The 17,623-nt window shown below is 66.1% G+C and carries 13 protein-coding genes; 3 read left to right on the top strand and 10 right to left on the bottom strand.

The window, feature by feature from the left end; translation table 11 throughout:
* Positions 1-109 precede the first annotated feature (109 nt).
* Complete coding sequence (gene purB, locus ACX80K_RS13490; RefSeq protein ID WP_459272402.1) at positions 110-1,540, top strand: adenylosuccinate lyase; 1,431 nt, start codon at positions 110-112, stop codon at positions 1,538-1,540.
* 163 nt (positions 1,541-1,703) lie between these two features.
* Positions 1,704-3,140 carry a lipase maturation factor family protein gene (locus tag ACX80K_RS13485; RefSeq protein WP_459272401.1) on the top strand — a complete coding sequence of 479 codons (1,437 nt, stop codon included), beginning with the start codon at positions 1,704-1,706 and terminating at the stop codon, positions 3,138-3,140.
* Positions 3,141-3,450: 310 nt separating this feature from the next.
* On the opposite strand, the gene ACX80K_RS13480 is transcribed toward ACX80K_RS13485, so the two are convergent.
* The 10 genes from ACX80K_RS13480 to ACX80K_RS13435 form a co-directional block, all read right to left on the bottom strand.
* Positions 3,451-4,572: a Gfo/Idh/MocA family protein gene (locus tag ACX80K_RS13480; RefSeq protein WP_459272400.1), complete on the bottom strand. Its 1,122-nt coding sequence runs from the start codon at positions 4,570-4,572 to the stop codon at positions 3,451-3,453.
* Positions 4,557-5,252 carry a ThuA domain-containing protein gene (locus ACX80K_RS13475; protein WP_459272399.1) on the bottom strand — a complete coding sequence of 232 codons (696 nt, stop codon included), beginning with the start codon at positions 5,250-5,252 and terminating at the stop codon, positions 4,557-4,559. The genes ACX80K_RS13480 and ACX80K_RS13475 overlap by 16 nt, the downstream gene beginning before the upstream one ends.
* On the bottom strand, positions 5,249-6,322 hold the full coding sequence (locus ACX80K_RS13470) for a sugar phosphate isomerase/epimerase family protein (RefSeq protein ID WP_459272398.1): 1,074 nt from the start codon (positions 6,320-6,322) through the stop codon (positions 5,249-5,251). Before ACX80K_RS13470 ends, ACX80K_RS13475 begins: the two co-directional genes overlap by 4 nt.
* Positions 6,315-7,496 carry a Gfo/Idh/MocA family protein gene (locus ACX80K_RS13465; protein ID WP_459272397.1) on the bottom strand — a complete coding sequence of 394 codons (1,182 nt, stop codon included), beginning with the start codon at positions 7,494-7,496 and terminating at the stop codon, positions 6,315-6,317. Before ACX80K_RS13465 ends, ACX80K_RS13470 begins: the two co-directional genes overlap by 8 nt.
* Before the next feature lie 288 nt (positions 7,497-7,784).
* The gene (arfA, locus tag ACX80K_RS13460) at positions 7,785-9,290 is read right to left on the bottom strand and encodes an arabinosylfuranosidase ArfA (RefSeq protein WP_459272396.1); all 1,506 of its coding nucleotides are present in this window, start codon (positions 9,288-9,290) and stop codon (positions 7,785-7,787) included.
* Between the two features lie 324 nt (positions 9,291-9,614).
* The gene (locus tag ACX80K_RS13455; protein WP_459272395.1) at positions 9,615-10,871 is read right to left on the bottom strand and encodes an endo-1,4-beta-xylanase; all 1,257 of its coding nucleotides are present in this window, start codon (positions 10,869-10,871) and stop codon (positions 9,615-9,617) included.
* Positions 10,868-13,240 carry a beta-xylosidase/alpha-l-arabinosidase gene (locus ACX80K_RS13450; RefSeq protein WP_459272394.1) on the bottom strand — a complete coding sequence of 791 codons (2,373 nt, stop codon included), beginning with the start codon at positions 13,238-13,240 and terminating at the stop codon, positions 10,868-10,870. The genes ACX80K_RS13455 and ACX80K_RS13450 overlap by 4 nt, the downstream gene beginning before the upstream one ends.
* A gap of 7 nt (positions 13,241-13,247) precedes the next feature.
* Positions 13,248-14,120, bottom strand: a complete 873-nt coding sequence (locus ACX80K_RS13445) for a carbohydrate ABC transporter permease (protein WP_459272393.1) — start codon at positions 14,118-14,120, stop codon at positions 13,248-13,250.
* Positions 14,120-15,082 carry a carbohydrate ABC transporter permease gene (locus ACX80K_RS13440; protein WP_459272496.1) on the bottom strand — a complete coding sequence of 321 codons (963 nt, stop codon included), beginning with the start codon at positions 15,080-15,082 and terminating at the stop codon, positions 14,120-14,122. The genes ACX80K_RS13445 and ACX80K_RS13440 overlap by 1 nt, the downstream gene beginning before the upstream one ends.
* 72 nt (positions 15,083-15,154) lie before the next feature.
* Positions 15,155-16,441, bottom strand: coding sequence for an ABC transporter substrate-binding protein (locus ACX80K_RS13435; protein WP_459272392.1), 1,287 nt, complete (start codon positions 16,439-16,441; stop codon positions 15,155-15,157).
* A 136-nt stretch (positions 16,442-16,577) separates the two neighbouring features.
* Here ACX80K_RS13435 and ACX80K_RS13430 point away from each other — a divergent pair, with 136 nt between their 5' ends.
* Positions 16,578-17,594 carry a LacI family DNA-binding transcriptional regulator gene (locus tag ACX80K_RS13430; protein WP_459272391.1) on the top strand — a complete coding sequence of 339 codons (1,017 nt, stop codon included), beginning with the start codon at positions 16,578-16,580 and terminating at the stop codon, positions 17,592-17,594.
* The last annotated feature ends 29 nt before the right edge of the window (positions 17,595-17,623 follow it).

Genomic DNA, 17,623 nt, shown 5'->3' with positions numbered 1-17,623 from the left:
TTCCTGGCGTACCCCGAGGCTAGGAAGGCGAGCCGCCGGCCGCGGAGGGACCGGAGGCTATGTGGACAGCGGCATGGGGGCCCTCGCCGTGCCGTGGAATGATGGAACCATGGCTGACTCCTCACTGTCCCGGGTTGAATTCGCTGCGCTGTCCCGAGGCGACGGGACCTCACTGACCCTCGGCCCGCTCGACGGCCGGTACCGGGAGGCGGTCGCCCCGCTCATCGATTTCCTCTCGGAGGCGGCCCTCAACCGCGACCGCGTGCACGTCGAGGTCGAGTGGCTCATCCACCTCACCGGCCGCTCCGTCCTCCCCGGCGCAGAGCCGCTCAGCGCCGAGCAGGAGGCCGGTCTCCGCGCCGTCGTGACCTCCTTCGACGCGGGCTCCGTGGCCGAGCTCGGCGAGATCGAGGCCGTCACCGTGCATGACGTCAAGGCCGTGGAGTACTACATCGGACGGCGCCTGGAGGGTCTCGGCATCGGCCACCTGAAGCCCCTCGTCCACTTCGGCTGCACCTCGGAGGACATCAACAACCTCTCCTACGCCCTGGGCATCAAGGGGGCCGTCCTCGAGACGTGGCTCCCTGCCGCCCGCAGCCTCGTCGCGTCGATCGCGGATCTCGCGCGGTCCACGAGGGACACCCCGATGCTGTCCCGCACGCACGGCCAGCCGGCCACGCCCACCACGCTGGGCAAGGAGATGGCCGTCGTCGCGCACCGCCTGACCCGGCAGCTCGAGCGCATCTCCGCGACGGAGTTCCTCGGGAAGATCAACGGGGCCACCGGCACGTACGCCGCCCACTACGCCTCGGCACCGCAGGCCGACTGGCAGGACGTCTCCCGGTCCTTCGTCGAGGGTCTCGGGCTGACCTGGAACCCCCTGACCACCCAGATCGAGTCGCACGACTGGCAGGCGGAGCTGTATTCGGACGTGGCCCGCTTCAACCGGATCCTGCACAACTTCTGCACGGACGTGTGGAGCTACATCTCCATCGGGTACTTCGCCCAGATCCCGGTGGCGGGGGCCACGGGCTCCTCGACGATGCCCCACAAGGTCAACCCGATCCGTTTCGAGAACGCGGAGGCCAACCTCGAGATCTCGTCGGCGCTGCTCGACGTCCTGGCGTCGACCCTCGTGACCTCGCGCTGGCAGCGCGACCTGACGGACTCGTCGAGCCAGCGCAACATCGGCGTGGCCCTCGGCCACTCGCTGCTCGCCATCTCGAACGTGGCGAAGGGCCTGGCCCGGCTGGACGTGGCCGACGACGTCCTCGCGGCCGACCTCGACGGGAACTGGGAGGTCCTCGGCGAAGCGGTGCAGATGGTCATGAGGGCCGAGGCGATCGCGGGTGTACCCGGCCTCGACGACCCGTACGAGCGGCTCAAGGAGCTGACCCGCGGGCACCGCGTGGACGCGGACCGGATGCGGGAGTTCGTCGGTAGCCTCGGACTCAGCGACGCCGCCGAGCAGCGCCTGCTCGCCCTGTCGCCCGCGCTCTACACCGGCATCGCCGGCCGCCTCGTGGACCACCTCGGCTGAAGCCCGGCCGCGGACGGGCGACCGTCCTGACTGCACCGTGAGGACCGGGGCCACGGTGTCCTGGTGACGTCGTGGAGCCGCCGCATCGCCGGCAGAATGCGCCTCCCCTCGGCGACGCCCTCCCTCCTTGACGGCGTCCCGATGGGGACAGGACGCTGGAGGCATGGAGTGGGTGACCGGGGTCCTGACGGCCGAGGACTACGAGGTGGGCCGGCAGATCGTGCAGCGCGGCGTGGCGGCCGTGTACCTGATCGCCTTCCTGTCGGCGGCGGCCCAGTTCCCCGCGCTGCTCGGGGAGAAGGGCCTGATGCCCGTCCCGGCGTTCCTCGAGCGGGCGGGCAAGCGGGCCGGGCCCTCGCTGTTCCACCGGCGCTACTCGGACCGCCTGCTGCTCATCGTTGCGTGGGCCGGCGCGGCCGTCTCCGCCCTGCTGGTCCTCGGGCTCCCGCAGGCCGGGCCGCCCTGGGTGCCGCTCGCGGCGTTCCTCACCATCTGGTGGCTCTACACCTCGATCGTGAACGTGGGCCAGACGTTCTACGGGTTCGGCTGGGAGAGCCTGCTCCTCGAGGCAGGCTTCATCGTGGCGTTCCTCGGCTCCGACGAGGTGGCGCCGCCCTTCCTGGTCCTGCTGATGATCCGCTGGCTCGTGTTCCGCGTCGAGTTCGGTGCGGGCATGATCAAGATGCGCGGCGACCGCTCGTGGCGTGACCTGACGGCCCTGTACTACCACCACGAGACCCAGCCGATGCCGAACCCGGCCAGCCGGTTCTTCCACCTCCTGCCCAGACCGCTCCACCGCATCGAGGTGGCCGGGAACCACGTCACGCAGCTCGCCGTGCCGTTCCTCCTCTTCGCACCCCAGCCGGTTGCAGGCTTCGCCGCGCTGGTGATGATCGTGACGCAGGGCTGGCTGGTGCTGTCGGGTAACTTCGCGTGGCTCAACATCCTGACCATCGTCCTGGCGTTCGGTGCCGTGCCCGACTCCTTCTACGAGGCGGTGTTCCCGGCGCTCGACGTGTCCGGCGCGTACGCTCCGACGCCGCTGTGGTTCACGCTCGTCGTCGTCCTCGCGATGCTGCTCCTGGCCTACCTGAGCTGGCCGTCGCTGGTGAACCTGTTCGCCCGCCGGCAGCTCATGAACGCGAGCTTCAACCGCTGGCACCTCGGCAATGCGTACGGCGCGTTCGGCAGTGTCACGCAGGTCCGCTACGAGGTGATCGTGGAGGGGACGCTGGACGACGCCGGCCCGGGTGCGCAGTGGCGCGAGTACGAGTTCAAGGGCAAGCCCGGGGACCCGTCCCGGAGGCCGCGTCAGTTCGCGCCCTATCACCTGCGCCTCGACTGGATGATGTGGTTCCTCGCCCTCGGGTCCGACGGGGGCTGGTTCACGCCGTTCCTCGTCAGGCTCCTCCAGGCGGACCCGCTGATCCTGAAGCTGCTGCGGAAGGACCCGTTCGACGGCGCACGGCCCCGCTACGTGCGGGCGCGCATTTTCGTCTACCGGTTCGCGACGCGGGAGGAGAAACGGCGGACGGGGCTCGTGTGGATCCGCGAGCCGGAGGGCGTGCTGGTGAACCCGGCGTCACTGCGGGCCGCCTGAGATTTCGGCAAGTGACCCCGGATGAGGCTGCCGGAAGAGATCGACATCCGGTCATGATTCAGTCAGGGCGAAACAAGGGCCATGAATTCATCGCGTTGTCGAGATCTTCGGAGTCGCGGCGAGAGGAGCCTGATTGCAGCCACTCGCTGCAATCAGGCCCTCCTCCTCGACCGGCTCCTGCGTGGTCCAACCGATCGAGCACCCATCCAGCTATCGCGGACCGGACGGGACGTAGAGCAATCAACGGGTCTTCCGAAGACCCTCCTCCGGTGAGCAGATTCGATAGTCCCGTGAGGCGGATGGAGTTCTCTCAGCGGGGGGTCGAGGCCGTCACGTCCGTGAGGGACTCGAGTGGCACTGACCTGGGTCTCTCCGCGGTGCTTCCCACCGATTCGGCGCTGCCGCTCGATGCCGCCTTGAGGAGCGACTCCATGACGTCGAGCACGTGGTACGCAAGTTGCCCGTTCGCGCGGTGTTCCTCACCGGATGGCGTCAGAGCCATGTCCGCGAGGCCGTATCCCCTGCCGGCTCCGACATAGCCCGCACTGGTGGGGAGCACCTTCCACGTGTTCTGCTCCCTGTGCTCGAGGTGGCAGATGGACACCTCGCCGTCGAAGTAGTTGGGGTCGGGCACCGTCATGCTGGCCTGTTCGCCGTGGATCTCGATGTTGGAAGCCCTCGTCTGCACGGCGTCGAAACTCATGATCAGGGTGGAGAGTGCTCCGGATTCGTGCACGAGGACTCCCGTGACATGCGTGTCGATCGAGACCGGCACAGTCTCACCCGCACGGGGCCCACCCCCGATGGTCCGCTCGTCCCTCGTGTGGCTGGCCGCACCGATCACGGACGTGACCGGGCCGAGCAGGGTGACCAGGGCGGTGACGTAGTACGGGCCCATGTCCAGCAGGGGCCCTCCGCCGGGCACGTAGTAGAAGTCCGGATTGGGATGCCACCGCTCATGACCCGGCGCCATCATCGTGGCCGACGCCGAGATCGGCCGGCCGATCATACCGCTGTCGATGGCGTGACGGGCCGTCTGGATGCCCGTCCCGAGAACCGTGTCCGGCGCGCATCCCACGCGGACTCCCGCCTCGGCGGCGAGGTCCAGGACCTTCCGGGCCTCCTCCGTGTTCGCCGCCAGCGGCTTCTCCCCGTAGACGTGCTTACCGGCAGCGATCGCCCGGGTGGCGATCTCCGCGTGCGCGGCGGGAATCGTGAGGTTCAGGACGGTGTCGATCCCGGGGTCCGCAAGGAGGTCGTCCACGGTCAGCGCCCGCACGCCTTCCTGGGACGCCGCGACGGCCTCCGCGCGGCCGGGATCCAGGTCGGCGACCGCGAGGAGGTTCACGGACGGCAGGGACGGCAGGGTCTTCAGGTACTGGGCTACGATCGCTCCGCAGCCGATGATTCCGACGTTCAGCGGCTCGCCCACAGCAAACCCCTTTCGATGATGGTTCGGACGTTCGGGTCGTCGAGGATCTCGACGCGGTGACCGGGGGTCGAGACGAAGATGCGGCCCTTGCCCCACTGTCGGGTCCAGATCGCGGGAGACGTCACCGGGCGGTGCCAGGGGTCCCACGCGCGGACGGCCTGGGTGGTCGTCGCGAGCACGTCGATGTAGTCGTCGGCCAGTACCCAGTACTGCTCCGTGACGAGGTCGAAGTCGCCGATGCCCTGGGTGATCGGGTGCTCCGCGGCGGCCGGGAGCATGGTGACCCGATACGGCACGTAGTTGTCGGACTGCTCCCCGATCCTCTCGTCCGGGTGCTTGCCCGGATGGCAGGCGAACTGCCCGCCGATCAGGTGGAGGTAGTCGGACTCGTTGCGGTACGAGTCCGCGATCCCCCCGTGCCAACCCGCCAGTCCCGTTCCCGCCTCCACCGCCGTGCGGAGGCCCGCGAACTCGTCCTTCTCGATGGTGTTCATCGTGTTGCACTGCAGGATCAGATCCACCGTCTGCATGTAGTGCGCGTCCGCGTAGATCTTCGGTGACTCCTCGATCCGCACGGCGAACCCGTGCTCCCGGAGGAACGGGATGAAGCGGTCCGTGGCTTCGACGGGCTGGTGCCCGTCCCATCCACCCCGGACGACGAGAGCTTCCTTGCCGGTCATGATCCCTCTTTCGTGGTCTGACGCTCCGGGCCTTGCGCCGGAGCCGAGAATGCTGCATCGAATGACGCGGCCGACGGCGCGATCCTCGCCAGCTCCCGCACGAGTGCGAGTGCCTGCGGGGCACCGACGAGGCGGTCCATGCCCGCGTCCTCCCATTCGATGCTGGTCGGGCCCTGGTAGCCGATCGAGTCGAGCATGCGGAAGATCGGGTTCCAGGGGACGTCACCGTGGCCCGCCGTGACGAAGTCCCACCCTCTGCGCGGGTCGCCCCAGGCCAGGTGCGAGCCGAGCCGGCCGTTGCGGCCATTCAGACGCCGGACCGACTCCTTCACATGGACGTGGAAGATATGCGGTGCGAAGTCCTGCAGGAACATCACCGGGTCGAGGTCCTGCCAGATGAAGTGCGAGGGATCGAAGTTGAGCCCGAACCCGGGCCGGTCGCCCATCACATCGAGGGTACGCCGGGCCGTCCAGTAGTCGTAGGCGATCTCGGACGGATGGATCTCGAGGGCGAAACGCACGCCTTCGGCGTCGAACACATCCATGATGGGGTTCCAGCGTGCGCCGAAGTCCTCGTAGCCCCGCGCGATCATCTCCTCGGAGGCGGGCGGGAACATCGCCACGTACTTCCAGATCGACGAGCCGGTGAAGCCGGTCACGAGGGGCGCCCCGAGGCGTGCCGCTGCACGGGCGGTGTCCTCGAGGACACCAGCGGCGCGCTGCCGGACGCCCTCGGCGTCGCCGTCCCCCCATACGTCGGGGGCGAGGATGGCCCGGTGGCGTTCGTCGATCGGGTCGTCGCAGACGGCCTGCCCGGTGAGGTGGTTGGCGATGGCGTGGACGGACAGGTTGTTCTCCTCCAGGATACGGAGCCTGGAGGAGACGTAGGCGTCGTCGTGGGCGGCACGCACGGGGTCGAGGTGGTCTCCCCAGCAGGCGATCTCCAGGCCGTCGAACCCCCATTCGCCGGCGAGGCGCGCCACCTCCTCGAACGGTAGGTCGGCCCATTGCCCCGTGAACAGCGTCACGGGACGAGGCGTCGTGCTCACGGCCGGGACGGTGTCAGACATGCTGCCACCCCGAACCACTCGCGGCCGACTGCTCGACGGCGTGCAGGACCTTCTGCACCCGCAGCGCCTCGTCGAACGACGGCGACGGCGTCCTGCCCTCCGCGATGGCCTGCACCAGGTCCACCACCTGGTGCGTGAACCCGTGCTCGTACCCGAGACCATGCCCGGCGGGCCACCAGTTCCCGGTGTAGGGGTGGTCGGGCTCCGTGACGTTGATGGTGCTGAAGCCCGCGGTCTCCGACGGCACCGTCCCGTCGTAGAACTCGAGGGAGTTCATGTTCTCGAAGTCGAAGGCCAGCGAACCGAGGGTCCCGTTGACCTCCAGGCGCATCGAGTTCTTCCGGCCGAGCGCGAAGCGCGTGGCCTCGAACACGCCGATCGCTCCTCCGCCGAACCGCGCGCTGAAGATCGCCGCGTCGTCCACGGTGACCTGTCCGGTCCCACCGTCGTCGGCACCCGCCCCGCCGAGACCCACGCGCGTCCCGCTGAGGGGACGCTCGTGCACGAAGGTGTTCAGCAGCGCCGAGACACCCGAGATCTCCAGACCGGTCACGTACTGGGCGGCGTCGATGCTGTGCGCCCCGATGTCACCGAGGGCTCCCGACCCGGATTTCGTCCGGTCCAGGCGCCAGGTCATCGGCGCGTTCGCATCCGACAGCCAGTCCTGGAGGTACTGCGCCCGGACGTGCCGGATAGTCCCGAGTCTTCCCTGCTCGACGAGCCGCCGAGCGAGGGTCAGGGCCGGCGTGCGGCGGTAGGAGAACCCGCACATGGCGAAGACCCCTTTCGCTGCGGCGGCCTTCGCAGCAGCCGCCATGCGTTCCGCCTCCTCGACCGAGTTCGCCAGCGGCTTCTCGCAAAGCACGTGCTTGCCGGCTTCCAGCGCCGCGATGGCGATCTCGGCATGCGTGTCCCCGGGGGTGCAGATGTCGATCAGGTCGACGTCACCGCGTTCCACGAGGGCCCGCCAGTCCGTCTCGGTGTCCTGCCAGCCCATTCTCTCGGCAGCGGTCGTCACGGCCGCCGGGTTCCGCCCGGCGAGGACGGCGAGTTCGGGATGCAGCGGGAGGTCGAAGAAGCGCGGCGCGGTGCGCCATGCATGGGAGTGCATCGCGCCCATGAAGGCGTAGCCGATCATTCCGACCCGCAGGGCGGGTTGCGACGTGAGCGTCATGAGACTGGTGGTTCCTTTCTTTCACGAACGAATGCCTGCGGCTCATTCCCGCCGTGTGCAGTAGAGGACCTGCCCGGCGACCGTCGAAATGTTTTCGAAGGCAACAAACCACGTGCAAAGTTATCCACATCACATTCGGCAGTCAACGGCCCTTCGAACTCGGAAGGCTTTCACCGGGATGAGGCACTCAGCCGGACGCTTCCCCCGGGAAGGATCCGAAACAGTGCCGGAAGGGACTATCTGCCCTTGGGCTACCCTGGCGTCCGTCGCCGCAGCCGGATATCGGGGCTAGGTGAGGCTGAGGGCTGACCATGACACGGGTGGCAGCGTCACTGTGAGTATCCCTTCCTCGACCGAGACGCCGTCGAGTGGTTTGAGGCTGACCCGGTTCTGGTCCTCGAACGTATTCTTCGCGTGGACGTCGTCATCGTGCAGGGTGAGCGCCTCGGTGATCGTGGTGGCACCAAGGTCTGTGACGTCGATCGAGACGTCGATCGATGCGGTCTGGCTGCGGTTCACGAGGAACACCGCCGACGAGCCGGTCTCCACATCCCTTGTTGCCACGGCGTCGACGAGGGGCGCACGGCCGTAGACGGAGGTCTCGTAGGTGTCCACCTCGATGGTTGGGCGAAGGATGTCGCCGCGGGCTAGGCGTGCTGTGACCGAGAACGGGAAGAAGGTGGTCTGACGCCATGCAGCACCACCTGGTTCGGTCATGATCGGCGCGATGACGTTGACCAGTTGCGCCAGGGACGCGGACGCGACTCTGTCGTGGTTCTTGAGCAGGGTGATCAGGAGGTTGCCGAGCACGACGGCGTCGGCGACGGAATAGACGTCCTCGAGTTGGCGGGGCGCGTACGTCCACTGGTCGTTGACCTCGCCGGAGGCTTGGTGCTCGTCGAGGTACCAGATGTTCCACTCGTCGAAGGACAGGTTGATGGTCTTGTCGCTGCGCAACTTGTGTTTGACGTGATCGGCAGCGGCGACAACGGCTTGGATGAAGTACTCCATGTTCAATGACGAGGCGAGGTAGGAGTCGAGGTCGCCACCGCGCTCTTGGTAGTACGCGTGGCAGGAGATGTAGTCCACGTGCTCGTAGGCGTGTTCGAGCACGATGCGCTCCCAGTCGCCAAAGGTGGGCATCGATGAGCCGGAGGATCCGCAGGCCACGAGTTCCAGGTTCTTGTCCGCCGCTTTCATGGCCTGTGCGGTGCGGGCAGCGATTTGGCCATAGGCGTCGGCGCTCATGTATCCGGTCTGCCAGGGTCCATCCATCTCGTTTCCGAGACACCACATGCGGATGTCGTAGGGCTCCACAGCGCCGTTGGCGACCCGTTGATCGCTCAGTGCCGTTCCTGATGGGTGGTTGGCGTACTCCAGAAGGTCGAGGGCACTGTCGATCCCGCGGGTCCCGAGGTTCACGGCCATCATCAACTCGGATCCGGTGAGTTTGCACCAGCGCGCAAACTCGTCGATGCCCACCTGGTTCGACTCCAAAGCATGCCACGCGAGGTCACGGCGTACCGGGCGTTGATCGCGTGGACCCACACCGTCTTCCCACCGGTAGCCGGAGACGAAGTTGCCGCCAGGGTAGCGGATCGTCGTCGAGCCGAGCTCCTTGACCAGCTCGACCACGTCGAGCCGGAACCCGTCCTCGTTGGCGGTGGGATGGTCCGGCTCGTGAATTCCGCCGTACACACACCGGCCGAGGTGCTCGACGAACGAACCGAAGATCCTGCGATTCAGGGGCGCAACGACCGCTGAACGCTCAATCAGAATACGGGCATCGGTCACAACATCATCCTGTCCATAGTCACGTATGAGGAAACCTCCTCGGAGCCTTGGAGCGCGGTGACGGCAAGGCTCCCGGCCCCGGCCCCGGCCCCTGATCCTGGTCTGAAGCGGGGAGCTGGTCAGCGTCGATCCCTGGGACACCACCCAGAACCGCGCCTCCTGATCGATCCGCTCCTCAGCGACACCACGCACAACACCTCACCCCGACAAGTGGTGGTGCAACGACTGAACCCACCTGTTCCAGGGACCGCGACGACGGCCGACCCGGGACCTTCTGACCACTTGTCGAGCGGGTATCGTCCGGTTGGCGCGATCACGTCGGCGTCAGCGGAATTGGACGGTGTCCGTTTCACGCCCCTGCGAGAGCGAGACCGACGCACTCTGCCCGTCGCGCTTGATCACGTAGTCACCGAGGAAGCCCGTGATCGAGATGCGTGCGTCCTGATCCGTGCGCATCGACGTTCGCGGCAGCCACCATTCGCCCTTGATCAGCGACCGCAGTGCGTGATACGAGGGTTTCGGTGTGCCGTCGGCGCGAACGAGCCCGCCCGGCGCACCGAGCCACGCTCCGTCGTCGGTGAACCCCCAGTACGTGATGGCCTGCACGGCCGGGTGGCCCACGAGTGAGCGATAGTGGCGGACGATGTCATCCGCCTGCCTGGTCTCCCCCTCGGGCGTCGACGGCCACGATGGGATCTGATAGTCGTTCAGGTCGACGATCTCGGGCGGCATGAGGTCTCCCGACAGCAGAGTCGTCTCGGTCAGATGGAGGGGCAGCCCGAAGCGGGCGAATCGGTCGACCATCGCGAGCATGGTCTCTTCTCCCCAATACCCCTGATGCATGTGCGTCTGCAGGCCGATCGCGTCCACGGCGATCCCCGCTTCGAGCACGCGCTCGATCAGATCCTCGTAGTCGCTCGACAGGTCGAAGTCGTTCAGGACGAGCGTCGCCGCAGGGTTCGAGGCGCGAGCCTCCTCGAACGCGAGCTGAATCATGGGTACGCGGCCAAGGCTCTGCGCAAGCCGAGTGATACCGTTTTCCTCTGCGGTGAACACGGGCATGATGACGACTTCGTTGATGGCGTCCCATGTGTCGATGACCCCGGAGAAGTCGGTCACCTCACGCCGGATCCTCTCGCGTTGCAGCCGCTCGATCTCGGCCACCGACAGACCCGTGAGCCACTCGGGCGCGAGCGTGTGCCAGGTGAGCGGATGCCCCTTCACCGCCACACCCTGCTCAGCGAACCACGAGGCAGTCCGGAGAAGTCTTCGGGTGTCGGGCCTGCCGCGGGTCGGCTCGAACCCTCGCCAGTAGAACGGAAGGGTCGCGGTGTTGAACAGCTCGAGCCACCTTGTCCCGAGCTCCGGCAGGCCGGCGAGCCCGGCCCCACCGAAAACGGGCTCCGCCGGGACATCCTGCTCGGTCTCCCCGTTGGCGAGCGGGATGAAGTCGAAACCGATGTTGCCGAAGGCGAAGTCATGACGCTGCTGTTCGACGGTGACATCCGCGTTGCGCACAGGGTTGCCGACAGCGTCCAGCACTGTGACCTCCGCGGTCACCCGGCGGTGATCGACACTCATGAGGCGCTCCGTGCGATCTCTTGGAAACTCGGGTGGAAGGCCCGATCGAAGCCCACGACGCGGGCTTCACCGGAGAGCTGCACCGAGTGCGTGATCCGTATGTCGGTGCTCGACGCTCCGAGACCGAGGACGATCTCTCCCGGTTCGACGACCCGCGCGCCCTTCCGACCGGTGAAGCCGGTGACATCTGCGGGGACCTGTATCGAAAGCTCGACGGATTCGCCCGGCTTCAGGTCGACGCGCTGAAAACCGACCAGACGCTGCACCGGGCGCACCACTGACGCGACTGGATCATGGACGTAGATCTGGACGATTTCCGTCCCGGAACGGTCCCCGGTGTTGCGGAGACGGAGGCCGAGGGTCGCCGTGCCGTCGACTCCGATCGCATCCGGCCCGTGCTGACCGGCGCTCCAGTCAAAGGTCGTGTAACCGATCCCGTGCCCGAACGCGAAGGCCGCGGTCGGGTCGATGCTCGATACCCCGTTGGAGCGCGCCAGCGGAGCGGCCAGGTAGGTGGACGGCTGCGTTCCCTCTGATGCCGGGATGCTGACAGGCAGGCGTCCGCTCGGATTGACCCGGCCGGACAGGATGCCGGCGAGTGCCCCGGTTCCTTCTTCTCCTGCGAAGAACGCCTGCACGATCGCGCCAGCGCCCGTGACAGCGGATCCCAGCGCATACGGTCGTCCAGCGAGCAGGGTGACGACGGTAGGAGTCGATGTTGCCAGGACGGCGTCGAGAAGGTTCTGTTGGGCACCGGGCAGACGGAGCGACTCGACGTCGCAGCCTTCACCGCTCGTGCCGCGGCCGAAAAGCCCGGCCCGGTCGCCGAGGGCGACGATGACGACGTCCGCCCGCGTTGCAGCATCCACCGCTGCGGAGATCCCGGCGGTTTCTCCTCCGTCGATCGTCGTGCCCAGCACGTAGTCGATGTCGGCTTCGGGAAACTCGATGCGGAGGCTGTCCAGAAGGGTCGGCAGTGTGATGCCGAGAGGTGTCTCAGGATGCTGCACGCCGACATGCGCAGGGAACGAGTAGCAGCCCAGAACAGCGAAGGGGTCGTCGGTCGTCGGTCCTACGACAGCGATCCGCCGCGGGGTGGCGAGCGGAAGGATCCCGTCGTTGCTTACGAGCACGATCGATTGTTCGGCGATCTCCCGGGCAACCGCCCGATTGCCGGCGTTGTCCAGGTCGATGGTGCCGCGGACGCCTCCCGCGTTGTCCACGTCGACGTTCCGCAACGCTTCGGGCGTGGCATCCCAGTCAGGATCGAGCAGTCCGAGTTCGACCTTCTGGCGCAGCACACGCCGGAGGGCACGATCTATGACCACCTCGGGCAGGTAGCCCGACCGCACCGCTTCCGCCAGCGGCGCACCGAAGGTCTTCACCGTCGGCAGTTCGACGTCGACGCCCGCAGTGAGCGCGAGAGCTGCAGCCTCGCCCCATGAACCCGCGACGCCGTGGAGCAGTTTCAGGAAAGCGATCCCGAAGTAGTCGGCCACGACGGTGCCGTCGAAACCCCAGGTGTCACGCAGGACTCCGGTGAGCAGCGACTCGTCAGCCGCCGATGGCACGCCGTCGATGTCGGTATAGGAGTGCATGACCGAACGCGGCTTGCCGTCCCGCATGACCATTTCGAACGGGACGAGCAGCACGTCAGCGAGTTCACGCGGACCGACCGAGACCGGCGCGAGGTTGCGGCCGGCTTTCGACGCTGAGTATCCGATGAAGTGCTTGAGAGTTGCGACTATTCCTGTGGACTCGAGGCCACGGACGTACGCCGTTCCGATGGTGCCGATGAGATACGGGTCCTCACCGATGGTCTCCTCGACCCGACCCCAGCGGGCATCCCGCACCACGTCGAGCACCGGGGCAAGCCCTTGGTGGATGCCGACCGAGCGCATGTCGGACCCGATGCGGTGTGACATGCGCTCAATCAGCCCTGGGTTGAACGAGGCCCCCCAGGCGAGGGGCACCGGATAGGCGGTCGCCCCCCAGGTGGCGAAACCGGCGAGGCACTCTTCATGCGCAACAGCCGGGATGCCGAACCGGTTGGATGCTGCAATTCGGCGCTGGCTGCGGAGGAGGGACAGCGCCCCGAGCGCCGGGTCGACCGGAGCCGAGCCGAACGGCCGAGTCAACTGGCCGAGCCCGTTCGGCAGGAGCACATCGAGGTCGATGACGTCGTCCATGTCGTTCTGATGCGGTGCGACGTCCCCGCCCTCATTGGATGCGCCGACCCAGACGCCGAACAGCTGGGCGATCTTCTCCTCGAGCGTGAGCTCGGGAAGAAGTGCTTCGACGCGGTCGGAAGCGGATGCGGTGACGTCGTGCCACGCCGGCGTGGTCGTCGTGGATGTCGTGGTGCTCAAGGGAGTCCTAACCTTTGACGGCGCCGGTGAGTCCGCCGACGATACGGCGCTCGAACAGCGTGAAGAATATCAGTGCCGGAATCATGGACAGGGAAGTGAAAGCGAGCACCTTGGCAGTGTCCACCGAGTACTGCGACGCGAAAGCCTGAACGCCGAGCGGCAGGGTGTACGTCGCCTGGTCACCGAGGATGAACAGCGGCAGAAGATAGCTGTTCCAGCTCGCCACAAAAGCAAGGATGCCCGTTGTCACCACGCCTGGCAGCGACAAAGGAACGACCATCCGGAAGAAGAAGCCCAGCCGGCTGGTGCCGTCGATCGACGCCGCCTCTTCGATCTCATCGGGGATGGCCTTGAGGAACGGCACCAGGATGATGATCGTCACCGGCAAGCCGAAGGCGATCTGCGGGAGAATCACGCCGGCCAGACTGTTCATCAGACCCAGCTCCCTGACGAGGATGTACAGCGGCGTGATCGCCACAGTCATCGGGAACATGAGCCCGGCGGCGAACAGTGAATACATCGCTCCGCGACCGGCGAACCTGTATCGAGCGAGGATGAAGCTCGCCATCAGGCCGAGCACCACCACACCGATGGTCGTAGCGAGCCCGGCAATGGCCGAGTTAGCGACCTGCCGCCAGAAGGTCGAACTGGCGAGCACCTCAGCGTAGTTGTCGAAATTCCATGGGTTCGGGAATCCCGCGGGCGAATTGGTGATCTGCGAGTTGTCACGGAACCCACCGAGGATGATGTAGATGACGGGTCCGAGACAGAGTGCGATGAAGACGAAGGCAATGAAGTAGGTCGCCGGGCTGCCCCACTCCTGACGGTCGCTCGGTGAACGCTTCTTGCCCAGGCGCGTGGGAGCTTCGAGAACAGCCATCACTTCTTTCCTTCGGTAAGGGCACCGGCGGTGTCGCGTGAAAGGACGAACCGCTGGTAGATCAATGCGATGACGAGGGAGATCAGGAACATGACGACGGCGACAGCACTGCCGTAGCCGAAATTACCCGACGTGCGCCCGTTGGCGACCATGTAGGTGGCCATGGTCGAGGTTCCAGCAGTCGAGGCGACGTACTGACCCCAGATGATGAAGACCAGGTCGAACAACTGCAGCGAGCCGATGATCGACAGAAACGCCCAGATCCGCACGGTCGGCCCGAGGAGCGGCAGCGTGATGGTGCGCTGGATCTGCCAGTAGCTGGCGCCGTCGATCGCGGCCGCCTCGAACAATTCGTCCGGGATGCTCTGCAACCCGGCGAGGAAGAGGATGACGGCAAAGCCGATGTACTTCCACGAGATGATCACCATCAGGGACCAGATAGCGATAGCTGGATCGGAGAGCCAGTCCTTCTGAAGAGCGCCCAACCCGATGCTGTCGAGCAGCCCGTTGACCGAACCGGAGGTCTGCAGCATGAGACCCCAACCGATCCCGACGATGACCTCGGAGATGATGTAAGGGACGAAGATGAGCACGCGGATGAGCGAGCGCCCACGGATCTTCTGGTTGAGCAGGAGCGCGAGGACGATCGCAATGGGTCCCTGGAGGACCAGGGAGAGCACCAGGATGAACCCGTTGTGGAGCAGCACGTCGTGGAACGCGCTGTCCTGAAAGATGATCAGGTAGTTTTCGAAACCGACGAAGTCGGTAGCCGGCCCAAAGCCCTTCCAGCGGAAGAAACCGTAGTAGCCGGCGAGGACGACCGGGAAGATCACGAAGCTGACGAAGACGACGATCGCCGGCCCGGCCAGAAGCGTGATCTCGAGGCGCTTGCGCCAGTCCGTTGCACGCCGTCTGGGCCGCGGCACGGCAGGGGACGCCGCGTGAGCGCCATCCCCTGCCATAACCGTGCCCCGCGGCGGCTGCTGGTCCGTCATCGACGGAGCACCCCCTGCAGGTTCAATCATGATCTGCTGCTATCCCTTGGCCGCTGCGTCGTTCATACCGGAGACGATGTCTTCGGCTGTGCCCTGACCGGCGAACATGTCGACGGCACCCTTGTTCAGCGCGTTTCCGACGTTCTGCCCGAACAGGGTGTCGAGCCACACCGTCACGTACGGTGCGTCGTTGTACGCCTCGAGGATCGACTGGAGCGCCGGGTCCGTGACAGCTGCCTGGGCGTCCTGGTTCGCGGGAATCGTCTGGAACGCTTCCGCGTAGCCTTCCTGGTGCTCCTGCTGCATGAAGAAGTTCAGGAACGCGGTGCACTCTTCTTTCGGGGCCTGGGCGGAGCAGGTGAAACCGTCGACGCCGCCCATCATGGCGCCAGGCTCGCCCTCGCCGCCGTCGACCTCAGGGAACGGGAACCAGCCCAGGTCCGGCAGAGGCTTCTCGTCAGGAGTCAGCGAAGCGATGACACCGGGGTTCCATGCCCCCATGAGCTCCATGGCAGCCTTCTTGTTCGCGATGAGTCCAGCCGAGCTACCGGCACCCTGCTGCGCCGAGGTGGTCAGGAATCCGTTGTTGAACGGCTCCGTGTCGACGAATTCCTGGAGGTTCTCGCCCGCCTCCAGCCAGCACGGGTCCTCGAATTCCATCGTTTCGGCGGCCGTGTCGATAGCGTCCTGCGAGCAGGCTCGAACCGCGAAGAAGTAGTACCAGTGCGCTGCAGGCCAGGCATCCTTCGCGCCGACGGCGATGGGATCGATTCCTGCACCCTTGAGACCGTCAACGGCGGACCCGAGCTCGTCGATGGTCGTCGGTGTTCCTTCGACGCCCGCTTCGGCGAAGAGGTCCTGGCTGTAGTAGATGCCACCGGGCAGCAAAGCGGTCGGCATTCCGTAGATCTTGTCCTCGACCGCGAACGCGCTCAACACGCTTTCGGGCACAGCGGCCTTGGTGGCGTCGTCGATGGAATCCGTGATGTCCATGGCCTGTCCGGCCGCAACGACATCCGCAAGCTTGCCGCCGCCGCGCGCCATGAAGATGTCGGGTGCATCGCCGGAGTTCAGCGCCGTCTGGAGCTTCCCGTCCATTTCCTCGTTCTGGATGGACTGGATCTCGATCGTAACGCCGGGGTTCGCCTCCTCGAACGCTGCGACCGTCTTCTCCCAGTGTGCCTTGCCAGCGCCGGTCGTCGAGTTGTGCCAGAAGGTCATGGTGACGTCGCCACCTGCTTCTGCTGCTCCACCCTCGGAGCCACACGCTGACAGACCGCCGAGGGCGATTGCTGACACCGCCCCAACAGTCAGCAGCTTCCTCATGCTTTGCTTGTTCATCTTTGAACACCTCTCGAAAGTTTCGACATTTTCGTCGAAGACACCTAGTGTGTGGTGAGCGTAACAGTGATGACCCGGTGAGACGCAAGTGTTTGCCGCAACATAGGAAGATTGGATCCTCATGATCGACTCAGATCGCAAGGTCAAACTCAACGAATTGGCCGATGAGGCGGGCGTCTCGCTCTCCACCGTGTCCAAGGTCCTCAACGGACGGGCAGACGTGTCCGCGCAGACGCGGGCAAGAGTCGAAGAGCTCCTCGGCAAGCACGGATACCAACGACGTGCAGGCCTACCCAGCAGGGACACCTTGATCGAGCTCGTTTTTCCTGAACTCGAGACGGCCTGGGCCATGGAGATCATCCGTGGAGTCGAAAATGTCGCTCGCACCAACGATCTGAGCGTCGTACTCACTGAATCCGGTGACCGCCACTCCCCATCCCCGGCCTGGATCACCGGGGTTCTCCGCCGGCGCCCGGTCGGGGTGGTGCTCGTGTTCGCCGATCTCGCGGCCGAAGCGAAGGCGACCCTCCAGTCCCGCGCCATTCCGTTCGTGATCATCGACCCTGCCGGAGATCCGGCCCCGGATGTGCCCGCGATCGGGTCGGCGAACTGGTCCGGCGGCCTCGTCGCCACTCGCCATCTCATCGAACTGGGACACACACGGATCGCCGCGATCACCGGGCGTGACGACATGATGTGCTCGTTCGCCCGCCTCGACGGATACCGGTCTGCCATGAACACGGCCGGCATTGAGATCGACGAACGCTTCGTGCGATTCGGTAACTTCCGGGTCGACGGTGGCTGCAGCATCGCTCTCGAACTCCTGACGCTGCCCGACCGCCCCACGGCGATCTTCGCGGGAAGCGACCTCCAGGCGCTCGGCGTCATCGAGGCTGCCAGAACCCTTGGGCTCCGAGTGCCCGTTGATCTGTCCATCGTCGGTTACGACGATCTGCAGCTCGCTCAGTGGTCGAGTCCTGCGCTCACAACCGTGCATCAGCCGCTCACGGCGATGGCCGAGGAAGCGGCGCGGCTCGTGATCCGGATGAGCAAGAGCACCCTCGAGGCCATTCCCCGCATGGACCTCGCAACGCGTCTCGTCGTGCGTGAAAGTACGGCCGCGCCGGCCGCGGACTGACGGGTCGAGTAGGTGTACTGATTCATGAC

This window comes from Arthrobacter sorbitolis, assembly GCF_054510995.1.
Note: the sequence above shows the minus strand (reverse complement) of the source record. Positions and strands in the feature narration are given on the sequence as shown.